Annotated in this window: 21 protein-coding genes; 1 reads left to right on the top strand and 20 read right to left on the bottom strand. The window is 48.3% G+C overall.

Annotated elements, in window-relative coordinates:
* Nucleotides 1–288 precede the first annotated feature (288 nt).
* From QZV24_RS05885 to QZV24_RS05970, 18 genes are all read right to left on the bottom strand, one after another.
* Complete coding sequence (locus tag QZV24_RS05885) at nt 289–1,530, bottom strand: pyridoxal phosphate-dependent aminotransferase (RefSeq protein WP_294521440.1); 1,242 nt, start codon at nt 1,528–1,530, stop codon at nt 289–291.
* A 68-nt stretch (nt 1,531–1,598) separates the two neighbouring features.
* Nucleotides 1,599–2,834, bottom strand: coding sequence for an aspartate kinase (locus tag QZV24_RS05890; protein ID WP_290657252.1), 1,236 nt, complete (start codon nt 2,832–2,834; stop codon nt 1,599–1,601).
* A gap of 202 nt (nt 2,835–3,036) precedes the next feature.
* Nucleotides 3,037–3,531 (bottom strand): crossover junction endodeoxyribonuclease RuvC, encoded by a 495-nt coding sequence (gene ruvC / locus QZV24_RS05895; protein ID WP_290657254.1) that lies wholly within the window; start codon nt 3,529–3,531, stop codon nt 3,037–3,039.
* 123 nt (nt 3,532–3,654) lie between these two features.
* Nucleotides 3,655–4,389: a YebC/PmpR family DNA-binding transcriptional regulator gene (locus QZV24_RS05900; protein WP_294521444.1), complete on the bottom strand. Its 735-nt coding sequence runs from the start codon at nt 4,387–4,389 to the stop codon at nt 3,655–3,657.
* 56 nt (nt 4,390–4,445) lie between these two features.
* Entirely contained in the window at nt 4,446–5,663 is a 1,218-nt protein-coding gene (gene tyrS / locus QZV24_RS05905; RefSeq protein ID WP_294521447.1) for a tyrosine--tRNA ligase, read from the bottom strand.
* Nucleotides 5,664–5,699: 36 nt separating this feature from the next.
* Entirely contained in the window at nt 5,700–7,814 is a 2,115-nt protein-coding gene (locus QZV24_RS05910) for a transglycosylase domain-containing protein (protein WP_294521450.1), read from the bottom strand.
* Between the two features lie 63 nt (nt 7,815–7,877).
* Nucleotides 7,878–10,256, bottom strand: coding sequence for an endonuclease MutS2 (locus QZV24_RS05915; RefSeq protein WP_294521453.1), 2,379 nt, complete (start codon nt 10,254–10,256; stop codon nt 7,878–7,880).
* A 31-nt stretch (nt 10,257–10,287) separates the two neighbouring features.
* Nucleotides 10,288–12,795 (bottom strand): DUF3656 domain-containing protein, encoded by a 2,508-nt coding sequence (locus tag QZV24_RS05920; RefSeq protein WP_294521504.1) that lies wholly within the window; start codon nt 12,793–12,795, stop codon nt 10,288–10,290.
* 217 nt (nt 12,796–13,012) lie between these two features.
* Nucleotides 13,013–13,276: a cell division topological specificity factor MinE gene (gene minE, locus QZV24_RS05925; protein ID WP_290657263.1), complete on the bottom strand. Its 264-nt coding sequence runs from the start codon at nt 13,274–13,276 to the stop codon at nt 13,013–13,015.
* A 14-nt stretch (nt 13,277–13,290) separates the two neighbouring features.
* Nucleotides 13,291–14,091 carry a septum site-determining protein MinD gene (minD, locus tag QZV24_RS05930; RefSeq protein ID WP_294521456.1) on the bottom strand — a complete coding sequence of 267 codons (801 nt, stop codon included), beginning with the start codon at nt 14,089–14,091 and terminating at the stop codon, nt 13,291–13,293.
* 11 nt (nt 14,092–14,102) lie between these two features.
* Nucleotides 14,103–14,738 (bottom strand): septum site-determining protein MinC, encoded by a 636-nt coding sequence (gene minC, locus QZV24_RS05935; RefSeq protein WP_294521459.1) that lies wholly within the window; start codon nt 14,736–14,738, stop codon nt 14,103–14,105.
* A gap of 34 nt (nt 14,739–14,772) precedes the next feature.
* Nucleotides 14,773–16,701, bottom strand: a complete 1,929-nt coding sequence (gene mrdA / locus QZV24_RS05940; protein ID WP_294521462.1) for a penicillin-binding protein 2 — start codon at nt 16,699–16,701, stop codon at nt 14,773–14,775.
* Between the two features lie 56 nt (nt 16,702–16,757).
* Nucleotides 16,758–17,252: a rod shape-determining protein MreD gene (mreD, locus tag QZV24_RS05945; protein ID WP_294521464.1), complete on the bottom strand. Its 495-nt coding sequence runs from the start codon at nt 17,250–17,252 to the stop codon at nt 16,758–16,760.
* A complete protein-coding gene (mreC, locus tag QZV24_RS05950; RefSeq protein WP_290657268.1) occupies nt 17,252–18,184 on the bottom strand; it encodes a rod shape-determining protein MreC in 933 nt (310 codons plus the stop codon). Before mreC ends, mreD begins: the two co-directional genes overlap by 1 nt.
* Nucleotide 18,185: 1 nt before the next feature.
* Nucleotides 18,186–19,223, bottom strand: coding sequence for a rod shape-determining protein (locus QZV24_RS05955; RefSeq protein ID WP_294521468.1), 1,038 nt, complete (start codon nt 19,221–19,223; stop codon nt 18,186–18,188).
* A 204-nt stretch (nt 19,224–19,427) separates the two neighbouring features.
* Nucleotides 19,428–20,114 carry a DNA repair protein RadC gene (radC, locus tag QZV24_RS05960; RefSeq protein WP_294521470.1) on the bottom strand — a complete coding sequence of 229 codons (687 nt, stop codon included), beginning with the start codon at nt 20,112–20,114 and terminating at the stop codon, nt 19,428–19,430.
* Nucleotides 20,086–20,673, bottom strand: a complete 588-nt coding sequence (locus tag QZV24_RS05965) for a nucleoside triphosphate pyrophosphatase (RefSeq protein WP_294521472.1) — start codon at nt 20,671–20,673, stop codon at nt 20,086–20,088. The genes radC and QZV24_RS05965 overlap by 29 nt, the downstream gene beginning before the upstream one ends.
* Nucleotides 20,674–20,934 (bottom strand): DUF4321 domain-containing protein, encoded by a 261-nt coding sequence (locus tag QZV24_RS05970; protein ID WP_290657293.1) that lies wholly within the window; start codon nt 20,932–20,934, stop codon nt 20,674–20,676.
* 555 nt (nt 20,935–21,489) lie between these two features.
* On the opposite strand from QZV24_RS05970, the gene QZV24_RS05975 reads away from it, so the two are divergent.
* Nucleotides 21,490–21,657, top strand: coding sequence for a hypothetical protein (locus tag QZV24_RS05975; protein ID WP_294521475.1), 168 nt, complete (start codon nt 21,490–21,492; stop codon nt 21,655–21,657).
* Between the two features lie 169 nt (nt 21,658–21,826).
* Here the strand turns inward: QZV24_RS05975 and trpD are convergent, their stop codons facing one another.
* Nucleotides 21,827–22,843 carry an anthranilate phosphoribosyltransferase gene (gene trpD, locus QZV24_RS05980; protein ID WP_294521478.1) on the bottom strand — a complete coding sequence of 339 codons (1,017 nt, stop codon included), beginning with the start codon at nt 22,841–22,843 and terminating at the stop codon, nt 21,827–21,829.
* 94 nt (nt 22,844–22,937) lie between these two features.
* Nucleotides 22,938–25,067 (bottom strand): M13-type metalloendopeptidase, encoded by a 2,130-nt coding sequence (locus QZV24_RS05985; RefSeq protein WP_294521481.1) that lies wholly within the window; start codon nt 25,065–25,067, stop codon nt 22,938–22,940.
* Nucleotides 25,068–25,218: the final 151 nt, after the last annotated feature.

Below are 25,218 nucleotides of genomic sequence, written 5' to 3' on the forward strand. Positions count from 1 at the left end.
GAAAAAATCCATGTCTGAGCGTAGCGAGTTTGGATTTTTTTTGATGATATATTGAAGGCAGAAAATAGTTTTAGCAATGAAACCGGGCGACAGGCAACTGCCCCCGCCCGATTAGCCACTACCCCCTCAGGCATCTGAAGATGCCAGCTCCCCAAGGGGAGCCGAGGTGAAGCTTGACTGGATGATGGGCAGCTGGCACATTGCCCTGTTTAGTAGTGGCTAACTGCCCCAACAAAAAAAGAGACCGTAAGGCTACGGTCTCTTTTGCAAACTCTATATCCTATTGTATTACTCTTCCACGGCCTTCCACGCCTTCAACACCTTGGCCGCCATTCCATACATCTTGGCCTTCGGTATGGAGCATACCGCAATGCGGACTCCCTTCTTTAAAGGCACGGCAAAAATCAAATCATCGTGCAGTTTATCGCATACTGCGGCAGGATCCTTGGCCGGAACCGAAATGAAGAACCCAGCCTTATATGGCAGAGCTTTCAACCCACACTCCTGGGCCTCCTTCATAAATATAGCAGCCCTGTCGCGAATTACTCCATAAAGCTCATCACGCTCTTTTTCAAACTGAGCCAGCATGTCACTGTCCTGCTGAATGGTGGTAAGCAGGGTCTGAGCCCCCCGGTTGATATTGGACCAGGTAGCACGGCCGGTAAATTTGGTGACATTCTTAAATTCTTCAATGAGCTCCGCACTGGCAGAAAGCCCTATCAGGGCGCCTGTCCGCTGACCATACATAGTGTAGCCCTTGGACATGGAGAAGGCAAACATAACGAAAATATTTTCTGGGAGATTGCTGAACTGCTTCATAAACCGACGGGTTTCATTCTTTTCACCAGCATAATCAATATAAGCAATATCCACCATCAGATTAAACTTCTTGCCCTTGTCCGCCCACGCCTTGGCAATGTCTAAGACCTGCGTCCATTCCTCATCGGTCAGGCTATAACCAGTAGGATTATGGGCCGGAGTGTTGATAATCAGCAGCAAAGAGTCCTGCTTGGCAAACAGCTCATCCACCTTTTCGGCCAAAGCCTTAACATTGTAATTCATATTTTCATCAAACAGCTGATAGGTGGCCAAGCTACGACCAGCTTCCTGGCAGAGAGGATTATAGGTCCCCCAAAACCAGTCGGAGGTCAACACCTGATCGCCAATTTCGGAATAATTGGCAATAGCCATGTGCAAAGCTCCTGTTCCACCGGAAGTAGAACAAGCAGCGATATGGCCCTCCGGCTTGTTATCAGCAAAGGTCAGTCCAATAACCGCATCCAGATAGGCTGGCAGACCGGCTGGTGGAGCATAAGCTGCCACATCAGAAATATTCAATCCTCTAAATGCCTTTTCCATAGTTGGCAGGCAGGCCAGCTTGCCATCCTCACCGATAATGGATCCCACTGTAGCATTGGTAACCTTTTCTGCCCCATGCTGTTTTATGGCTTCATTACAGGCAGCACTAGCCCCAAAAATAACATCAACCAACTTTTTTCCTACCCGATGTGATGCAACCTGTGAACTCATAGTAAAATGCCTCCTTGAAAATAATTACGAATATAGGTAATTATGAATTCATAATTCACCATTCATCATTACTCATGGTCTTCCGGGAAGAACTCCTTGTGAATGGCGTTGGCCGCTTCCTTCAAATCAGTGCCCTTTATCAGACAGCTGATACTGATTTCCGAAGTACTGATAGCATCAATATTCACATTGGCATCAGCCAGTGCCCCAAACATTCTGGCTGCAATACCAGGATTGCCCAGCATACCGGCGCCCACAATGGATACCTTTGCTACATTTTCCTCAATGAGCACAGCCACAGCATGGAGCTTTTCTGCTACTACATCTACGGTCTTCTTGGTTTCAGGCAAATCATCCAGGGTAGTGGTAAATACCATATCAGTAACATTCTTTTCGATATTTCTGATACTCTGGACAATCATATCAACAGCGATATTCTTCTCCGCCAAGGCAGAGAAAATCTCCTTGGCAATGCCTGGATTGTTTGGAACACCCAGAACAGCAATTTTAGCAACATTTTTATCATGGGCAACACCGCGAATCACAAAATCCTTCTCTTCCATTGTATAAGCCTCCCTAATCATAGTACCGGTTGCGGATGTAAATGTAGAACGAACATGGATTGGAATATTAAAGTACTTGCCCATCTCTACGGAACGGGGCTGCATTACACCTGCACCCAGGCGGGCCATCTCCAGCATTTCGTCGTAGGTTATTTCCTTCATCTTTCTGGCGTCCGGAATCAGCCGTGGATCTGCGGAATAAATACCATCTACATCAGTATAGATTTCACAGGAGTCGGCTTTCAGAGCCCCGGCCAAAGCCACTGCCGATGTGTCAGAACCACCCCGGCCCAAAGTAACCGGATCACCCAGTTCATCCACGCCCTGGAAACCAGCTACCACTACTATATTGCCCTTTTCCAATTCCTTTTTCACACGGGAAGGATGGATATCTACAATCTTACCCTTGGTATGAACCGAATTGGTCTTCATTCCCACCATCTGTCCAGTAAGGGAAATTGCTTTCTGCCCCATGGAACGGAAGGCCATGGTCAAAAGAGCAATGGAAACCTGCTCACCAGTGGTCAGCAGCATATCCATTTCCCGGGGGAACTGGTATGGATTGGTGTTGATGCCCTTGGCCAGAGCAATCAGGTCATCAGTGGTGTCGCCCATAGCAGACACAACCATAACAATCTGGTCACCGGGCTTTTTTTCTTCGATAATTCTCTTGGCTACATTGAGGATTTTCTCTGTGGTGCCTACAGATGAGCCACCAAACTTCTTAACAATAAGAGCCATTATATCCCTCCTGTTAAATAAAAACAAAGGATTAGATAGGGGCAAATGTCCATATCAAAAATACATTTGTTTTAAATTTTCTTTATAAATACTCAAACAACGAATATTATAATACAATTACAGCTATTCGTCCACCTATTTTCTCCCCAAACAGTGTATACATACTATGTTTTTCTGTATACAATGCACAAAATATGTAAACCTACAATTTGTTGCGGTAAGCAAAGCTGTCCAACACATGGGAAGTACAGATGGCCACTGCCAGGGCATCCGCCACATCGTCCGGCTTGGGTGGTTCCGGCAGATTTAACAGCTTGGTCACCATATAGATAACCTGTTCCTTGGTGGCTTTTCCATAGCCGGTCACCGCCTGCTTGACCTGTAGCGGAGTCCTTTCCACCAGCTCAATGCCGTTTTTGGCCGCCGCCAACAGCACTACCCCCCGGGCCTGCCCCACCGGGATGGCCGTGGTAACATTGCGGTTGAAAAATAATTGCTCTACCCCGATAACATCCGGATTATACTTTTTTATCAATTCATCCAACTCATCATACAGCTTCATCAGCCGGTCCTCCGGCTTGGCCTTTGAACTGGTGGTAATAGCCCCATATTGATGGGCAATAAGCCGGCTGCCCTGTGCCTCCACAAAACCGTAGCCGCATATGGCTGTTCCTGGGTCGATACCCAATGCAAGCATAGTAGTCCTCCTAATACCCCCTCAGTCATCTAAAGATGCCAGCTCCCCCAAAGGGAACCGAGGAGAAATTCCTAATTCAGCACTATATAAATTTAGCGGCCCTTGGGCCGCTAAATTTATATATTAGTCTTCCTCGTCCATTTCGTAATTTCCGTATACTTCCTGAACATCATCATTTTCATCGAAGGCATCCAGCATTTTCTGCATAGAAGCAACATTTTCCCCTTCAACCTTTACAGTGTTATCAGGAACCATGGTGATTTCAGCCGAAGCCGGCTCAATCCCCTTGTCATTGAGTGCCTGGAGAATACCATCAAAGGCATCCGGCTCTGCAGTGATTTCAAACACTTCATCCTCAGCCACAAAATCATCGGCACCGGCATCCAGTACCAATTCCATCAAAGCATCCTCATCGTCAAAGGATTCCTTTTCCACAACAAAAACAGCCTTTTTGTTGAACATCCAGGATACACAGCCGGTAGCTCCCAAAGATCCGCCATACTTGGTGAAGATATGGCGTACATCAGCGGCAGTACGGTTGCGGTTATCAGTGAGAATATCCAGCATAATAGCGGTACCACCCGGGCCGTAGCCCTCGTAGGTCATCTCCTCATAATTACTGCCATCAGATGCCCCCAGGCCCTTTTGGATGGCCCGGTTGATATTATCCTTTGGTATATTATTGGACTTGGCTTTGGACAATGCCAACTTGAGACGCATATTACCGGTAGGATCAGCCCCGCCCATCCGAACCGCGATGGTAATTTCCCGGCCTATTTTAGTGGTAATCTTACCACGGATAGCATCGTTTGCACCTTTTTTTCTCTTGATATTAGCCCATTTTGAATGTCCTGACATTACTAAAAAACTCCTTTTTTATTTGATATCCTTCTCCTGTGGGGAAGGTTTTATTCCTAATTCCTAATTATCCTATAAAACTTCTTCTTGCCCTTCTTCACAATGGCTTCCCCATCCTTGAAGTCACTGTCCGCCAACACATATTCAGCGTCAGTAACCTTTTCATCATTAAGAGACAAACCATTCTGCTGAATCAACCGGCGGCCTTCGCCCTTGGAGCCAAAGACTTCCGCCTCCACCAGCACCTCCAGCAGCTTGCGGCCTTCAGCTGCAAGCTCAATGGTAGGCATATTTTCACTGGACCCGGAACCACCAAATACAGCCTCGGCAGCAGCCTTGGCCTTATCGGCTTCCTCCTGGCCATGTACCAGCTTGGTAACCTCATAAGCCAATACTTTCTTGGCTTCATTTATCTCCTGACCTTCCAGTGCCCCCAACCGGCGCACTTCATCCATTGGCAGGAATGTGAGCAAGGATAAGCATTTTTCCACATCAGCATCGTCCACATTGCGCCAATACTGATAAAAATCATAGGTTGAGGTCTTTTCCTTGTCCAACCACAACGCTCCACCAGCGGTCTTGCCCATCTTCTGGCCATCACTCTTGGTAAGCAGGGTGAAGGTCAAACCATATACGGCATCACCGGTAATACGACGGGTCAGTTCCACGCCACCAATTATGTTGGACCACTGGTCGTCACCGCCCATCTCCAGCTTCAGATTGTACCGGCGGTGCAGCTCCAAAAAGTCATAAGACTGCATAATCATATAGTTGAATTCCAGGAAGGTAAGTCCCTTTTCCATACGATTTTTGTAGCATTCGGCTGCCAGCATACGGTTGACGGTGAAATGCGGACCTACTTCCCGCAGCAGCTCGATATAATTCAGTTTCCGGAGCCAATCCCCATTGTTGACCATCAGCGCCTTGCCATCACTGAAATCAATGAACCGGGCCATCTGCTTCTTGAACTGATTGCAGTTATATTCAATATCCTCATCCGTAAGCATTTTTCGCATATCAGTACGACCGGAAGGGTCTCCCACCGTACCGGTACCGCCCCCCACCAGACATACCGGCCGATGACCGGCCCGCTGCAGATGGGACATTACCATCAAGCCCAGAAAATGACCTACATGAAGGCTGTCCGCCGTAGGGTCAAAGCCGATGTAGAAGGTCACCTGCTCATTTTCCAGCAGGGCACGCACCTCTTCCTCATTGGTACACTGAGCGAGATAGCCACGCTCCTTGAGAACATCAAAAACATTGGTTGACACTTTTATATTTCTCCCCTTTAACCTGAATTCAGGCTGTTAATTTGCTTTTTTGCCAGCTGGACCGGTTGGCGTCGGTGAAGCCGGCGGTGCCTTTGGCACCGTATCATTTTTCTTGGCTGGACCATTGTTGTCATCAGCCGCTTTGTTATCATCGGCAGCGTTTCCGGCGCCCTTTATCGGCTTGCCATTCTTGTCCAAAATCAGCTTGCCGTTCTTATCTATCAAGTTGCCATTCTTGTCCACGGATTCCTCCTTGACCGGTGTTTCCACTGCCGTGAGATAAGCACCGTCAAAGGACTTGGTCGGCATACTGCTGCTCACCTTGGTCATAAAGGCTTTCCAGATATAGGCCGGCGTAGTACCACCGGTCATGGTGCCCATCTGCTGGTTGTCATCACAACCAACCCAGACACCCACCACCAAATCCGGTACATAGCCAATAAACCAGGCATCGTGATAATCGCTGGTGGTACCGGTCTTGCCGGCGGATGGACGATCAATGTTAGCTCCAGTACCAGTTCCCCGGACCATTACCCCCATCAGCATACTGGTGAGATTGTTGACTGTGTCCTTTTTCAACACCTGCTTGGACTCAGGTACATTTTCCTCCAGCACCTTGCCGTTGCGGTCCAAAACCCGGACGATGGCCGTATGATTTACATGAACGCCATCATTGGCAAAAGTACAATAAGCACTGGTGAGCTCCAGCGGCGTTACCCCTCGGGTAAGGCCTCCCAAAGCCGTAGACAGATTACCATCATTCTGGTTCCCATCGGTGACAAAGGTGGTAATGCCCATTTCCTTGCCCAGATAAATAATTTTATCGATGCCTACATCCTGAGCTACCCGGACGGTTGGTACATTCAAGGACTGCTCGGCCACATAACGCAGGGAAACCTTGCCATTAAAGTCTCGGCTGTAGTTCTGTGGTGACCAGCCATTTATGGTCAACGGCTTGTCCTCAATAATGGACGCCGGAGTATAGTTGGACTCCAAAGCCGCCGCAAATACAAATGGTTTAAAGGCTGAACCCGGCTGGCGCTCCGCCATAACGGCCCGGTTGAACATATCAGTGCCCCGACCGCCTACCATGGCCTTAATATGGCCGGTGTGCGGGTCGATAGCTACCAAAGCACCCTGTGGCTGCTGAATACCGTTGGCCTCGGACATATCCGGCAGGTTTTTCATAGCCTCTTCCGCCGCCCGCTGCATATCCATATCCAAGGTGGTGTATATCTTCAATCCCTCTTTGTAAACTGCATCAGAACCGTATTTTTCAATCATGCTCTGAATCACATAGTCCACAAAATAAGCTGCCTCACTGCCGCTCTTGTTGGTGTTCTGTACCAGACGCAGCTCTTCCTTCTTGGTTTTGGCCGCGGTGGAGGAGCTGATATAGCCATACTTGGCCATCTGATCCAATACGGTAGATTTGCGGGATTGAGCTGCCTGCAGATTGTTCAGTGGCGAGTAGTAATTCGGACTTTTAGGAATTCCCGCCAGCATAGCACATTCATTCAAATCAAGCTCTTCAACATTTTTGCCAAAGTAGGTCTTGGCAGCCGCCTGAACGCCATAGGCCCCCTGACCAAAATATATCTGGTTTAGATACAGCTCCAGGATTTCCTCCTTGGTATACTGGTGTTCCAGCTGCAAAGCCAGGAACATCTCCTGGATTTTCCGTTTAAAGGTCCGGTCCTGGGTCAAATACGCATTCTTGGCCAGCTGCTGGGTAATGGTGGAACCACCCTCGCTTACCCCCTGACGGCTGATATTGGCCCAAAGAGCCCGCATTATCCCCCGGAAATCCACGCCGGAATGCTCATAAAAGCGGACATCCTCTACTGCCACAAAGGCATTTTTCAGATTTTCCGGTATCTGGTTCATCTTCACCGGAACCCGATTTTCATCCGCATGAACATTGGCAATTTCGTTGCCATTTATATCATAAATTTGGGACGATGCTGGTGGACGGATATCTGCCAGATCGGCCTTGGTATTCAATGTAGCCGTAAGAAAGCCACAGCCAACCCCAATAACCATCACCGCTATTATGGCAGCAAAGATTATCAGAATTCGGCTGATATTGCTTTGCTTCGGTGGTGTTTTGGTCTGTTTGGTCCGTTGGGCCGCACCGGTTCGTTTTTCCATGATAGACCTCCTAATAAACATATACGGTACTATTCTATCATAAATTGTCGTTTTTCGCAGATTTTATTTGAGGGAAACTTCCGTTGCCCCGGTTCCGCCTTGACTCATATCGGCAAAATTGAAGCTTTCCACATTTTTGTGCCGCTTCAGATACTCATGGACCCCTTTGCGCAAAGCACCGGTGCCCTTGCCGTGAATAATCAGCACCTGACTCAGGCCGGCCATAAGGGAATCATCAATGAATTTCCCCAACAAAACCTCTGCTTCATTTACCATCATACCCCGGATATCAATCTCCCGATGGGCAGTCTGGGTCTTTTTCATAAAGCTGTGGCTGCCCACTGGCTTGGCGGCCGCAGTTGCGCCGCTACCACCAGACTTCTTGCCCTTTTCCACAAATTTGCAGGCGTTGGCCTTGATGGTGGTTTTCATGCTGCCCAGCTGAATGTCCAGCTCCTTGCCGTTGATTCCCAGCACGGTTCCCTTCTGGTCCAGCTTGGTAACATAAATAATGTCCCCCACTTCGATGGTCTTTAAGTCAATCGGTTTGCGATAGGTCTTGGCTGAAACCAGTCCCGGGCGCACCCGATCCGCTTCCTCATTCAGGCGGTTACGGGCCTCCTGAATAGTCTGTTGGCGCTTCTGGATACCCATATCATTGAACTGTTCTTTCAGCTGTTTAATGATTTCCTCGGATTCACGCCGGGCCCGCCGTACCATGGCGGAGCCTTCGTCCTTGGCCTTGCGGATAATATCCGCCTTTTTCTGGGTGAGTTCAGTACGCATCGCCTCGGCCTTGGCTTCCATTTTTTCAGCTCGGCGCAGCTTGGCCTCAATGTCGGCATTCATCTGCTCGTACATCATTTTTTCTTTTTCCAGCTGATTTATTACCTGTTCAAATTGGGCGTGGTCCGCCTGAATCAGCTGCTTGGCCCGCAATACCAGCGACTGGCTCAACCCCAGCCGTTGACTGATGGCAAAGGCATTGCTGGCCCCTGGTATACCGGTGAGAAGTCGATAGGTTGGCTTCAAGGTATCCACATCAAATTCCACACAGGCATTTTCAATGCCCTCCCGACTGAAGGCAAAGGTCTTCAGCTCGGAATAATGGGTAGTGGCCATTACCGTTGCCTTGATATTTAACAGCTGCTCCAATATGGCCATAGCCAATGCAGCCCCTTCTTCCGGGTCAGTGCCGGCCCCCAGCTCATCCAGGAGCAACAAGTCATCCGGCTCTACCCGCCCCAAAATATCCACAATGTTGGTCATATGGGCCGAAAAGGTACTGAGACTCTGCTCAATGCTCTGCTCGTCCCCGATATCCGCGTAAATATTATTGTATACAGCCATACGGGATCCGGTCGCCACCGGCAAAAACAGCCCGGACTGGGCCATCAGCACCAACAGCCCCAAGGTTTTCATACTGACCGTTTTACCACCGGTATTTGGGCCGGTCACCAGCAGCATATTGTAATTTTCACCAATATCTATGTCTATAGGCACGGCCTTGTCCGAATCAATCAGCGGATGGCGGGCGGATAAAAGGGAAGTAATCCCCTCTCCGTTTATTTGTGGCTCCACCGCTTTCATATCGTTGGCCAGAGCCGCCTTGGCAAAGGTAAAGTCAATCTGGGCCAAAATCTCACAGTTGGTCATCAATGTCTCGTCATAACGGCGAAGCTGCATGGACACATCCCGCAGGATTCGTTCCACCTCATGCTTTTCCGCAGCGATGGACTGCTTGATGTCGTTATTGAGATTGACCACCACCATTGGTTCCACAAACAGGGTGGAGCCACTGGCCGACTGATCATGCACAATGCCAGGAAAATATTGGCGGTACTCCTGCTTTATGGGCACCACATACCGGTCCCCCCGCATGGTGACAATGGCATCCTGAAAATATTTCTGGTATTCCCCGGAATGAAGGATGTGGGACAGATGGTCCTTTATCCGCTCCTGAGCAATCTTGATTTCCCGGCGAATACGCTTCAGCTCTACGCTGGCATCATCCCGCAGATTACCGTGCTCATCCACGATGTTTTCCAGATTGCGCTCCAGCTGCCCCAATATCTCCAGTCCCCTGGCCCATTCCTTGAGGACAGGGGCATCCAGCTCCAGCTCCTTGAAATATTTTTTCACATCCCGCATAACATGCATGGTACTGAGCACATCCAGAATTTCTGATGGCTCGATTACTGCCCCGATCCCGATGCGTTTCATCAGATCCCGCAGGTCACGGACTCCGTTGATCGGCGGACGGCCCACTGACAACACCCGATTGGCCTCAGCCGTTTCCTGCAGCCGTTCCCTGACTTCGTCTATATCACTGGAGGGAGTAAGTCCCATGGCCAGTTCCTTGCCGAAAATGGAGCCGGCCTTGGCCTCCAGCTTTTTCAGTATTTTTTTGTATTCCAAAACCTTAAATGAATTTTGTTCCATTTACTTTTACTACCTCAATTACCGATGGCCATCACAAGACACCCCGGAAATAATGCCCCCGGGTAATGCCACTGCCCTCCAGCCCCATGGCCACCGCTTTTTCCTGCTCATTTAAGTCATTATCATAAATCAGATATTTTTTATAATTTGCAACAATCTTTTTCAGTTCCCCGGCTGTCATATACCTTCCTTCAATGCGCAGCTGGCTTATGCCCATTTTGCGGAACTTCATGGCATGGGGCAACATACTGAGCCGATTGGCATTTAGCACATGCATATGGCAATACTGGTCCATTACCAACGGGAATTTTATATCCTTCCGATCCTTTAGAAAGAACTTTTTCCCGCTATTAACACATGGGGCACTGCATTTTCCTGTGTGCAGTCCCCCGATAAAGCTGCCGGTGGCACAATATTCCGACACCATCAGCTCCAGGTTGCCATCCACAATACACCCTAACGGAATTGGACTGGTTTTGGCCAAAGCCTCTACCTGGGTGAGGTTAAGCTCCGGCGACAGGGTAGCCCCGCTGACCCCCAGCTCCTGTAAATAAGTCAGGGTCTTATGGTTGTATGCTATAACAGAATAATCCGTATGAACCGGGATATCTGTCAGCTCCTTTACGACAGCCAACGCACCGATATTATGTACATTTATGGCATCCGGCTGATAAGAAGCTACGGTGCGAAGCCACTTATGAAAGGCTTCTTCCTCGGCATCCCGGATGATTCTTGGGGTGTTGAGGGCAATTTTAGCACTGCGCTTATGGGCCATATAAATTGCTTTTTCGTACTCCATAGGTGTAATGGCCATATGGCTGTATGACTCGCCACCAAATATCAGCCAGTCTGCTCCGGCCTCCAGCGCCGCCTGAGCCTTTTCTAGGTTATCCACCACTGCTGCAATCCCGGTATTTACCCGCTTTTGGGCGGTTTTAGCCGCAGATAGACCGTGATATGCCAGCTTCGGCCGGTTATATTTAGCCAACCGCTGTTCTTCCAGTCTTTCCACCGCCTGGCGCCGGGCTTCGTTTATTTCACTCATAGGCACCATGACCTGACCGATGATGTGACAGGTTAAAGTCCGTAATTCAAATACGGAGGTCCCCAATCGGGCCACCTGCTTGCGAATGGTATCTTCCCCCAGGGGCCGTTTGATGGCCTCCTGCCCAATAAACTTTGTCTGTCCAATGGCTTTATTGCCATCCACATCCACCATTGTTATAGTCAATGGCTGACCAACGGCGGTCTCCACGGTTACATCCACCGGAATACGCCGCACAGGGGCACCGGTATTATAAAAGCCCTTGGCCCACTCCATCAGTTCATTATCAAAAACCTTAAAGGCCCGATCATGCTCGTATACGGGTGACTCCACCGGAAACGCGGCCACGCTGCCGGCCTCGGCCCGCTCCACAGCTACCATATTACGGTTTTTCCCGGATTTGACAATATGCAGATCCTTTACTGTGGCCGTTACCCGGCCACCTACCTTTACCCAGAAATCCACCTGATCACCCACAGCCAAGGTATCATTCAGCTTGATGGTAACCATGCCGGCCTGACGGTCGTATGCCATCACCCGGCCCAGCATCAGTCCCCGGTTGTTAGGCCGCCGGTCACTCATCATATTACGGCCCTGCTTCTTTTCCAGATAGGCCGTAGTGAAATCCCGGTTAAAAATCTGCGCCAAGTCATGTTCATTTTTATCCGTAACCTGAAATTGGCCGGCGTAATGACGGTCAATGGCCTGCCGATAATTGTTCACCACAATGGCCACATATTCCGGCCGCTTCATCCGCCCCTCTATTTTCAAGGAAGCCACCCCGGCGTCAATCAGCTCCGGCAGCAGTTCAATGGTTTTCATATCCCGGGGGCTGAGGAGATACTTGCCCGCACTGTCTTCCAGCACATCCTTGTCCTGTTCATCCACCAAGGTATACGGCAAACGACAAGGCTGGGCACAACGGCCCCGATTGCCGGACCGGCCCCCAATCAGGCTACTCATCAAGCACTGGCCGGAATAACATACGCACAGAGCACCGTGAACAAATACTTCGATTTCCACATGGCAATTGGCAATGATGTGTTTAATGGTTGCCAACGAAACCTCCCGGGACAGCACCACCCGGGTAAAGCCCATTTTTTCCAAGGCCAATACTCCATCCAGATTATGCACCGTCATTTGGGTACTGGCATGCAGAGGAAGATTTGGCACCACTTCCCTGGCCAGTCTGGCCACCCCCAAATCCTGTACCAAAATGGCATCCGCCCCGGCCTCATAGAGGAACCGCAAATAATCTGCCATTGCTGGCAGCTCCCGGTCATCTACTATTGTGTTTACGGTAACATTGATGAGCACATTCCGCAGATGGGCCATTCGGATAGCCTCCCGCAGGCCCTCTTCATCAAAATTTTCCGCATATGCTCTGGCGCCAAACATATTTCCAGCCAGATATACCGCATTGGCTCCGCTTTCAATGGCAGCTATCAAAGCCTCACGGCTGCCGGCCGGTGCTAACAGTTCTACCAAATCCATATCCTCCAGTACATTCTTTTGTCCTACGCTATCAGGTGCTAAAACTTCTTCCGCCAAGTTGGCAGGCAATCACCCGTACAGCAGCGGATTTATTCGACTAAATACAGTGAGAGCCTAAAGCTCCCACTGGAAAAATCTCATTTTCGATAATCATATCTGAATATTATATCATTTATTTCAGACATTAAAAAGGGGCAACCAACGCTGCCCCATTTAATTATCTTCTGTGGTGCTTCATGTTCTGTACCGGTATATTGGCTACCAGTGCCACGGAATCATCCACATTTTCCAAGGATATTTCCATATCTGTTTTGTCAATCACCATATACTTGGATATTACCTGAATAATATCATCACGAAGCTGTGCCATAACCTCCGGAGAAACATTGGCCCGGTCCTGAATAAGGACCATCTGCAGACGCTTCTTTGCAACTTTGCCGGATTTCTCGGATCTGAACATATGCATCAATGAATCTAGCATCTACCTGTCCCCCCTTAACCGTTTTTCTTTAAGCCAAAGGCTTTTTTCAACTTGGTAAAGAAGCCCTCTTTTTCAAATTCCATAAACGGAATGTCTTCACCCATGAGACGACCTACGATGTTGGCATAAGCCCTGCCGGCCTGGGAGTCGTTATCCCCTACCACAGGCTCGCCCCGATTGGCTGAGGTTACTACCTTGATATCATCCGGGACCTGACCAATACACTTTATGGCCAAAATATCGTTGATATCATCCATATCCATCATTTCACCGCTTTCAACCATGGCTGGTCTGATACGGTTAATAATAAGCTTAATATTGTCCTTTTCGGACCGGCCCAGCTCGCCGATAATCTTATCAGCATCACGAACTGCCGAAACCTCCGGCATAGTTACTACAATAGCGGTGTCCGCACCGGCTATGGCAGTCTGGAAGCCCTGCTCGATACCAGCTGGGCAATCGATGATTACATAATCATACTCTTTTCTCAGCTCATCGCAGAGAACCATCAAATCAGCAGGATTTACTGCTGATTTATCCTTCACCTGGGATGTAGGCAAAAGCTGGAGATTGTCAAATTTTTTGTGACGCACCAACGCCTTTTTGATTTCCACCCGGCCTTCAATAACATCCACCAAATCGTACATAATACGGTTTTCCAGGCCCAGCAGCAAATCAAGGTTACGCAGGCCGGTATCGGTGTCAATCAAAACCACCTTCTGCCCACGCATTGCCAGACCAACACCAAGGTTGGCCGTAGTAGTAGACTTACCTACGCCCCCCTTACCAGAGGTAACAACAATAACTTCACTCATTCTTATAAATCCTACCTTTCTATTGGTTCAATAATTATTTGACCATCTTTAATGCAGGCCCGCTCGGCAAAATCACTTTTTTCCATCGTATCCGGTGAACGGGCTATCATATTGGCAATGCGTACTTGAGTAGGCATCAGCCGATCAGCGATTATCACTGCGTTGGTATCACCCCAGGCTCCGGCATGAACCATTCCCCGGCAAGTGCCGCGGATATCAATGCTGCCCCCGGCAATAATCTGGGCACCGGGATTTACATTACCGCAAATCAATATGGAGCTCTGACTGGTGATTTCCTCCCCACCCCGAATAGTACGGTTCAACACCATCATCTCCTGAACCACAGACTCCGGCTGCATATTTTGATTGCTGGAAGCTGGCTGGCTACTTATCGACCTGCGGGCTTGTTTCGGTGAATTGTCCACCCCAAAGCCATGCTGACTGAGCAATTGGTCTATTCCCTTTTTTACTGAACGGTCCAGATCAGCTACTTCCAGTTCGAACTTAGTTCCTTCTGGGAAAAATCCTGGATTGGAATCTAGCTTTTTCTTTATTTCTGCTTCGATTTCCTTCATACTGGCTGAACTGTCCACCAATAAGCGGAAACCATCTTTACCGCCTTTGATTGTTACCAATTCCCTGCTCATATTCTCCCCACCTGTCTGGTTGATATTTTCTAAATTACAGCCGCTTGCCGTTGGCATTGGCATTCCCCCGGCCAGGAGCCGGTGCATTATTGACTACAGCCGGCTGTTCCGGTGTCTGTTTCGGCTGACTGTTGTCAGATTTCTTTTCTTCAGTTGGCTGACTTGGTTGAGTACCTTGTGGCATCCGATTTTTTTCCGGAAGATTGAACGCGGCATCCAAAATGCGTCTGGCAATAGGTGCTGCACAAACGGCACCATAACCACCCTGTTCCACAATAACGGCCACAACAACGCTTGGATTATCAAACGGTCCATACGCTACAAACCAACCATGATCCCTTCCATGGGGATTTTCGGCCGTTCCGGTTTTACCGGCTATATCAATAGGAAAACCGCTAAATACCGAAGCACCGGTACCGTATTTATTAACCCCCCGCAGCCCCTTCTGTACCAGATGGATGAATTCCGGATCCACCTTGAGCTCAGAAACTACTTCCGGCTTGAATTCCTTGACTATCTTCCCATCCGGATCCACAATTTTCTTTACCAGATATGGCTTGTACCGCTTTCCATCAGCAGCAATCTGGGCCATTACGGAAGCGGCCTGTATCGGTGTAACGGAGTTAAAGCCCTGACCAATAGCGGCATCAAAGGTTTCCGCCAAATACCAGTCTTCGTCAAACACCCGTCGCTTGTATTCCTGGGAGGCTACCAGTCCCTCTGCTTCAAACAGCAGATTTATCCCCGTAGGCTGGCCCAGGCCAAACATCCGGGAATATTTCTCCAGCCGGTCTACCCCCAGCCGGTTACCCATTTCGTAAAAATATACATTATCCGAATGGGCCATAGCTTCTTCAAAGTTTATCCAGCCAAGGGCCTCGCCATCAGCATTTCCCTTGTCCACAATCCAGTGTTTACCGGAGTCAAAAATCTTTTCTTCCGGTGTAACAACATGCTCTGCCAAAGCGGCAGTACCCGTTACAATCTTGAAGGTTGACCCCGGCGGATACTCACCGGTGATAACCTTGTTATCCATTGGGTGATATGGATTGTTATTTATTTTTTCCCAATTCTTGGAAGAAATGCCTCCCACAAACAGATTTGGGTCAAAGGCCGGTCGGCTGACCATAGCCAGTACCTCACCTGTTTGGGGATTTATAGCTACTGCAGCAGCCGCCTTGGCCCCAACAGCCACCAGTTGCTCATCCACGGCCTTTTCCGCCGCAGCCTGAATATCCTTGTCAATGGTCAGATGCAAGTCGCAGCCCGGTATCGGATATTTCTTGCCCAATACATCCACCGGCTTGCCGGTAACATCAACCTCCACCTGCTCGCCGCCGTCCTCGCCCCGAAGCTCCAAATCATACAGGCGCTCCAGACCGGCTTTTCCTATTATATCCCCCATTTTGTATTTATGGGGTGAATCCTTTTTGGCCTCCAGCTCGCTCTCGTTTATCTCGCTTACATAGCCAAAAATATGAACGGCCTGCTCCTTGAACAAATACTCCCGGACTGGCAGGACTTCCACCACTACACCGGGATATAAATCCTTTTGTTCAGCAATGATACTGAATATTTCCGGGCCAATACCAGTCTTGATACGAATCGGGTCAAAGCCGGTATGGGCCTCAATTTTACTGTTTATTTCTTCCTTTGGCACCTTTAAGAGGATAGAAAGGCGATTTATCACATCATTAGATATTGGCTCCGTCAATGGCAACAGTGACACAGCAAAACCTGGCCGGTTGGTCACCATCACGGTTCCATTCCGGTCATAAAAGGTTCCCCGGGGAGCCACTGCCGGTACAATGCGGATGCGGTTACCATCTGCCAGATTGGCATAATACTCACCATCGTATATCTGCAAATACCCCATACGGCCAATAAGCACCAATATAACCAGTACAATAATATAGCTGATCACCTTTAAACGGCCAGTATATTCTATATTATCTGTATTCACACGAAAAACTCCTACTACAACTGAAGGCACCCCTGAGGTGCCTCAACCAATCATAATTACTTCATGTCGGCAGTTTTGTTATGCAACCATCTTACTGCACAATGAATCGGCCAGGCGAAAACAACATTATAGCAAACAAGCGGGCCCAGCTTTAATTGAAGATGGGTAAGGAAATTAAACCGATAGCCTAAAAGCATCATTATTATTTCAAATGCGACAAAACTGGCCACGGTATTAAGAAAAGCGGCGGCCACCGGCAGGGCAAAGCTGTCGTTCAGCACCCGGTTGGAAAAAATGCCACATACATATCCGGCAATCAGCTTGGTAAACGCGTTAATCCCCAGAAATGTTCCTGAGGCAATATCCTGAAAGAGACCAAACAGGAAGCCATAAAATGCTCCCAGCTTTTTCCCCTTCAAAAATCCTACTGAACCGGTCATCAACAACAGCATATCCGGTCCAATGCCGTGAAAATACACCAAAGATATAAAAGAAGACTGTATTGCATATATTACTAAGACAAATAACAGCCAGGCCAGAAATTTTTTCATTATTTTCCACCCTCACCTATTGGTTTGCCATCCTTGTCAGTCTCCGTTCCCGGAGTCTGCTTCGGCGGGGTCAGGGGCTGCGGCGGAGCCTCTCTGGAAGCAGTGATAATCATCACATCCTCCAGCTTTTGGAAATCCACTGCCGTGTAAATATAAGCAATTTCCAACAATCCACCGCTGTCATTTTTCACCTCGGCGACGGAACCTACCATCAATCCCTTTGGATATACCCCGCCAAAACCGGAGGTAACAATGGTATCCCCTTCAACTATGTCAGAATTGCGGGGAATATTTATCATCTGAGGCAGTACGGCATCGCTGGGGTTACCCTGAACTATGCCGGCTACCCGGGATTCCGCTCTTTGCACCAAGGTTCCCACCGAAGACCTTGGGTCCAAAATCAACTGTACTCTGGAAGCATGTGGTGACACCTCAGTCACCACGCCCACCAAACCTTTTTCAGTAACCACCGGCATATTTGCAGTGATACCATCTGATGAGCCACGGTTAATACTGATAACGCTGGTCCAGGTCGATGATTCACGGCCAATAACCTTGGCCGGCATCAAATCAAACTGAACCGCTGACTGTTTATAGTTCAGCATTTCCCGCAACCGAATATTTTCAGACACATACTCTGCTGCCTGAAGATTTTGCTGGCGGAGGGCAATAACTTCCTCCTTCAGCTCATTGTTTTGATAATATACAGCGGCAATATCCCATACAGTGGTAACAGCCCCATTCACCTTGTCACCGGCCCAAGAAATGGCCCGCTGAAACGGTGCCAACGCCGAAATAACCGTGGTATTGGTCAAAACCGGGTTCAAGTGTCCCCGGGCTGCCAGAAAAATCACCAGGAAAATACCAACTGCCACTGACACAAACAACCAGGTAGTCCTGCGTGAATCATTATCCCGTCGTATCCTGCTCATATTATTTCAACTTCTTTGTGGTCATCACAACACGCTTCAACAATTCGATATTTTCCAAAGAACGGCCAGTACCCTCACCAACACAGGACAGTGCATCCTCGGACACCAGTACAGGCATACCGGTCTCGTTGCTGAGAAGCTTGTCCAGATTGTTCAGCAGGGAGCCGCCACCGGTCATCATAATACCATGGTCCATTACATCCGCAGCCAGCTCTGGTGGAGTCTTCTCCAAAGTGCTCTTTACTGCATCAATAATCTTGTATACCGGCTCCTTCAATGCATCACGGATTTCACTGGCCTTGATGTTCAGGGTCTTTGGCAGACCGCTGACCAAATCACGACCACGAATATCCATTGCCTTCTCATTCTTTTCATTAACAATGGCTGAACCAATGCTGATTTTGATTTCCTCGGCAGTACGCTCACCAATCATCAGATTGTACTCCCGCTTGATGTACTGAATAATGGAGGAATCCATCTCATCACCACCAATACGGATGGAGCAGCTGGTAACAATACCGCCCAAAGAAATAACGGCGATTTCAGTAGTACCACCACCAATATCCACTACCATGGAACCGGTAGCTTCCTCCACCGGCAATCCAGCACCAATGGCAGCTGCCATAGGCTCCTCAATAAGATATGCCTCCCGGGCACCAGCCTGCTGGGCAGCATCAATAACAGCCCGCTTTTCGACCTCAGTAACACCGGATGGAACACCCACCACTACCCGTGGGCGCACAAAGGACTTGGTATTCATGGCCTTTCTGATGAAATACTTCAGCATAGCCTGAGTAACATCAAAATCAGCGATAACACCATCCTTCATTGGACGGATAGCAATAATGCTGCCAGGGGTACGGCCAATCATCCGCTTGGCGTCGTCACCTACAGCCAAAACTTCACCGTTTTCACTCTTTATAGCAACAACCGATGGTTCACGAAGGACAATACCACGGCCCTTTACATGTACCAAAGTGTTTGCAGTACCCAAATCAATACCCATATCGTGGGACAAACCACCAAATAAACTCCACATAAATAATTAACTCCCTTCAATATAACTAGGTTAAAGCATCCTTGTAACGCCAATTGGAGAATTCTCCTTTTTCCAAAGAAAATTTTGAACAACGGCGTTGTGGCGAATGCTTTAAATTTTTGTCGTCTTTGGGGCACCGCGTCCTACAGGGCACAGCGCCATAATTTTAAACCAAAGCCGGTCTGAAATAAATCAGACCACACATCATTGTATCATACCTTCCTCTTTAAGGGAAATATATTTATTATCTCCCAGAACAATATGATCCAACACAGGTATATCCATCAGCTTTCCCGCCTGTATCAGCTGCCGGGTAATATTGATATCCTCCTGGCTGGGGGCTGGGTCACCACTGGGGTGATTGTGCACCAATATTATGGCTGCAGCAGAATTTTGCACCGCCGCCTTAAACACCTCCCGAGGATGCACCACCGAAGCCGTCAGGCTGCCAATGGATATAATAGGCATGGACAAAATATGATTTTTGATATTCAACAGTATGATGGCAAAATGCTCCCGCTGCTCATACCGCAGTCTGGGCATAGCATAATTTGCCGCATCAGCAGGGCAGTGTACAACCGGCTTTTGAGAAGCGGCATTTACCTCCAGACGCCTTCCCAGCTCCACCGCGGCCATTAACAGGGCCGCCTTGGCAGAACCTATTCCCTTGTACTCTATCAGCTCATCTACATTCATGGTAGCCAGAGCTGATACCCCACTATCGCGATGCCGGCTCAATAACTCCTGAGCCAACTGCATTGCCGACTTTTCCTTGGATCCACTCCTGAGCAAAACCGCCAGAAGCTCCGCATTGCTGAGTATTCCCGGGCCATAGGCCAACAGCCTCTCCCGGGGGCGATCATCAACTGGAAGATCCTTCACCATTGTCATATAAATCAATCCCCGCTTTCTGGGCAAGACCGTCAAGACAATGGAGCGGCAAACCTACGACATTGGAGTAAGAACCTCTGATTCCCTTGATAAATGTTGCCGCCCGTCCTTGAATGGCATAGGCACCAGCCTTGTCAGCCGGCTCGCCGGTGGCTACATATTTATCAATCTGAGATTGGGATAAAGGGGAAAACTCAACCTCTGTCGTCTCCCATGCCTGCCAGGACTGATTCTTCCAGACAAAAACCACACCAGTTGTTACCTGATGTGTTTTGCCGGAAAGCTTTTTCAGCATTTCCCTGGCCTGCTCCTCATCCCGAGGCTTACCATATATATGTCCATCCAGGCTGACTACTGTGTCAGAGCCCAATACCGGATATTGGGGATGTTCCCTGGCCACCGCAGCCGCCTTATGATATGCGTTTCTAACTACAAGCTCCCGGGGATGCAGCCCCGAATCAGTAATTTCCTCTGCATTGCTTGTAATAATTGTAAATTTACACCCTATCTGGGTGAGCAGCTCCTTCCTGCGAGGAGATGCTGATGCCAGAATAATCATTTAATACCTCTTGAACAGGATAAGCGCAATCACCATACCCAAAATACTCATAAGATTTGGATAAAATGACAAGCCAACTGTCAGCTTTATTACATATAAATTCAAAACAGATGGAGTTATGTCAAGAACCGGATATGGGTGCACCAAATAAGGCATAACACTTGACAGGGCATCCACGCCACTCAGCAAATCGCCAATTATGCCACCCAGCACTGCACCAATTATGACAAATACAATCAAAGTTCCGTAGCTTCTGCTCATAACACTCACTTATTTTACCTCCGTCAAAAAATCTACGCTTTAATATTATAACGCAATTGTTCAAAATTTCCCATATTATATATGGGAAATTATTCCTCTTAAGCGTTTCGTCGAAGTATAGTAATAACTCGACATAACGCAATTGTTCAAAATTTCCCATATCATATATGGGAAATTATTCTACTTAAGGCGTTTCGTCGAAGTTTAGAAATAACTCGACATAACGCAATTGTTCAAAATTTCCCATATTATATATGGGAAATTATTCTACTTAAAGCGTTTCGTCGAAGTATAAAAATAAAACATCTTTAGATGACTGAGGAAGGGTAGTAATGAACTAACCCTCGGCTCCCTTGGGGGAGCTGGCATCTTTAGATGCCTGAGGGGGTAATGATGGAATGAGGATTTGTAAAAAGCCAGCTGGAGTGTCTATAAGGGGACATCAGATTGCCTTGCACAAGCAATGCGCTGGGCGAACTTAGTACCACTAGGCAATCTGTCTCGAGCGAGAGCGTGCCCCGTTAGACCTGCAGCTGGCATATTGCCTATTGAGTATTGGCTAATCGGTCGGGGGGGGCAGTTGACCGCTACCCTTTGCGGGTCCTGCCATGGGATGTTCCATTCCTGCGCTTCGCACAGTGTCACATCAATTTGGCAGTGGGCTTCGACGAAGGAACGACGGTGGAAAAGCTTCCGTCAGAAACCTCACGACGGCACAAATAGATTTTGTGCTGATGTGGCATGTGACTACGCTTATCCATGGAATCATCCGCATGTCACCCGCTGGGTTCCGACTGACTAATTCTTCCGGCAATCCTCCCCCGCCATACCCCATTCATAAAAAAGACTGTGAAAACACCAAGAATGTTTTCACAGTCTTTTATGCTCAATTTCAACTGTTCGTTCCAGCCTTGAAGGCCTCTACCTGCTGCATAGCCTTTCCACTGGCTATCATCTCCCGAGCCACCTTCAGCCCTTCTGCAATGCTCTCAGCCTTACCGCCCACATAGATGGCTGCTGCTGCATTGATGAGAACAATATCCGTCTTTGGCCCGGTAGCCCCACTGAGAATATCCAAGGTATACTTGGCATTTTCCTCCGGAGTACCACCGACAATATCAGACTTGCTGCATCTGGTAAAGCCAAAGTCCTCCGGCTTGATGGTGTAATGCTTCAGCCAGCCGTCCTTAAACTCACAAACGCTGGTTGGTGCACTCATGGAAATCTCATCCAGGCAATCCTGTCCGTAGATGACCATCCCTCGTCTGACCCCCAAATCCATCATTACCTGAGCCAACGGTTCCAGCAAATATTCATCGTAAACACCCAGCAGCATATAGTTCGGATGAGCCGGGTTGGTCAATGGCCCAAGAATGTTGAATACCGTCCGGATACCCAGTTCTTTACGAATCGAGCCCACATATTTCATTGAACCATGATATTTCTGGGCAAACATAAAGCAAAGTCCAATATCCTTTAACAGCTTTACACATTTCTCCGGCTCCACATCCAGATTGACTCCCAACGCCTCCAGGCAATCCGCTGCCCCGGACTTGGAGGAAGCCGCCCGGTTGCCGTGCTTGGCCACCTTGACCCCGGCGGCCGAAATTATAAAAGCCGCCGTAGTGGAAATATTGATGCTCCCCGCATGGTCACCACCAGTTCCCACAATTTCCAGCACATCCATATCGTGCTCTACCCGCAGGGAATGATCCCGCATAGCAGCTGCCGAACCAGAAATCTCCTCGATGGTCTCCGCCTTGGCACTTTTGGTGGAAAGAGCCGCCAGATAAGCCGCATTCTGCACCGGCGTGGTCTTGCCACTCATTATCTCATTCATTACCTCATATGCTTCATCATAGGATAAATCTCCCTTTCCTACGATTTTTTTAATCGCCTCCGCAATCATTCCAGCACATCCTTTCACAAAAAACATCTTCTATATTTTATTACATCAAAGTGTAATTATCAAGAAAAAATGTACACTGTGAAAAGATTTTAATTTACCATACAAGTATCCTTTCCGATTGCGGCAGGAACATTTTGTCCCCTTCCTTGATGTTATAAGTAGCATAAAATTCGTCAAACTGCTGCACACACACATTTACCCGCAAATATGGCAACGGATGGGCATCTGTTCTCGCCAGAACATCACCGTATTCCTTGGTATATACAGCCCGCCACAGGGAAGCATACTGCTTGAAGAACTTGTCATAATCAAAATCACTTTTCTTTTTGGCCATGGACAGCATACACTTCATTGCTCCCATATCCGCAATGGCTTCGGCCTTATTAAGCTCCCCGTTGCAGTTCAGCCCGTCATAGACCGTAATGCTGTTATAATAATCAATGACTTTTTGAGCCTTTTGGTCAAAGGCGACCTTATCCTCCGGCGTCCACCAGTTTTTCATATCGCCGTTTTCGTTAAACTGGGAACCGTTGGTATCAAACCCGTGGGTGATTTCGTGGGCAATAATCATGCCGATTCCCCCCAGCTTTTCCTCATAGGTAAAATCATTTTGATAAAAGACCCCATTCAAAATCCCCGCCGGAATATTGATGGAGTTATCCGTCAGCTGATAGTTGGCGTTAACGGTATAGGACGGGGTCCAGTCCCTTTCCACCGGGCCATTTATCTTTTGGGCAATATCCGCAATTTCCCACTTCAGCAGTGCCTTGTTTACATCCAAAAGATTTTTGCACTTGTTTAATTTTATGCTGTTCCACTTTTTCGGTTTATCCGGCATACAGGCCCGGACCACGATGTTGTCCAGTTTTCTTATGGCCTCCATTTTCACCGGTTCAGATAAAAATGGTTCATTTTCCAGCATAGTTTTGTAATAACCGCAAACATCCCCAATAATACCTTCGATATCCTTCTTCATCGCCTCATTGCAGTATGCCTCCGCGTAAAGATTGGACAGGGGACCTGGCAGAGCCCGCTTCACATATTCCACGGCCCGAAACCAGTCCGGGGCATTGCCCTTAAAGCCCTGAATTGCCATGTTTCGTTCCATGGCAATATCATTGGCCGCTGAATTCAAAAGCTCCAAATTCTCCAGCATCCGATACGCTACCAGAGTATCCTTCATATCCTGCAGATTGGCTTCGTTGTAATACGCCGCCACCGCCTTCAGGTATTCCATATTGGGCACAATCAGGTGGTTGGCCTTGGCCAGGTCATATTTTTCCAGCAAAGCCACTATTGGATACCGCCCGGCCAGCTCCCGCAGTTGGTCCAAGGTTACCGGATTATTGATTCGTTTAAAATAGTCCGCTTTGGACATTTCCTCATTGGTATGGATTTTTCCCGCCAGGGCATATTCCAGCCGATACATGGCCGCCAGCTTCTTTTGTACAGCTTCCTTATCGTATTTAAACAGCCGCATCATCTTTTCGATGGCAGCGTCGTTAGCCTTTTTCGTGCGCTTCCCCAAAGCTGTAAGCTTGGTATACTCCGCCGAATCCCCCAAAGTAAGGCCCATAGGCAAAATGTTCAGGGCATATTCACCAGAATTATTCAAATCCGGCTGTAAATCCGGCTCCATCAGGCCACTGGCCGGCACCTCCACCCCAATAAGGTATTGGTCCATATCGGCCAGCGTTTGGATGGATTCAATGGCATCAATATCACTCTGGAGAGGGGCCAACCCGATCTTGTCCCGCCGGTTCCAGTTTTTCACCATATTGTATACCTTTTGGCAAATATCCAGGTCATGGGAAAATACTACCCGCTCTTCCAGCAGCTGGGCCAGCTTCACATCCACATTGCTGTTTACATCATCAAACATATCATACTTGGAGCTGATGCCGTAGGAGGCCACATCCCCCAGCCAATAATCATTGCTGGCTGAATAATAATTATCTTTGGCAGAAAATGATTTGCGGTCATGCTTTTTATCGATAACACTCACATCCAGCCACGGATTGCCGCCAGCCGCCAGTGGCGTGGTGACACCAATGTATTTCTGAGGCTCTTCCTCCTCCACTGGCAGGACTTCCTCCGCCTTTTCCAAAATGACCGGGGTGTTTTTCACATCATTTATGCTGGTAGCCTGGGATTGTACCGGCAAAAAGGATAACAAACAAACCACCGCCATCAGCAGTTTGATTTTAAAATTCAAAAAATTCATAGAATACCTCACCAACAACAAAATAAAAATCCATTCCGACAGAACAGCTTACTTCATCTTCCATATGTTACATAGTAGCATATTTGCATGAAATAAACCTGTTAAATTTCTAACTTTTTTATCTGCACAAAAAAAGTGCAGACACCGGAGG

Source organism: uncultured Anaerovibrio sp. (assembly GCA_902786545.1).
GTDB lineage: Bacteria > Bacillota > Negativicutes > Selenomonadales > Selenomonadaceae > Anaerovibrio.